Genomic DNA, 249 nt, shown 5'->3' on the forward strand with positions numbered 1-249 from the left:
CCTGGATGCGCCGCTGCGCGCCCTGTCCGTGTCTGCTCTTCCCTGGCATGGGCTTGCCCCTCAACGATTTGTTGCAACTGCAAGTTCTGCGCGGTCGCGGCCAACAGGAATTCGCCGTGTGCAACACTGAGTTCGGTGCGAATCTTGACTCCGTCGTACACCAAGGCATGCGATGACGCAGGCATCGCCGCGATGGTGCCGAAATCGCTGACATCTGGCGCGAGGGCCGACGGGTGGTTCGACCGGACT

General features: G+C 62.7%; 1 protein-coding gene. It reads right to left on the reverse strand.

Annotation, left to right across the window (positions count from 1 at the left end; translation table 11 throughout):
* Window positions 1-249, reverse strand: a 249-nt coding sequence (locus SB659_RS20195) for a hypothetical protein (protein ID WP_410551716.1), incomplete at both ends; no start/stop codon positions are given.

The organism is Arthrobacter sp. SIMBA_036 (genome assembly GCF_046535135.1).
GTDB lineage: Bacteria > Actinomycetota > Actinomycetes > Actinomycetales > Micrococcaceae > Arthrobacter.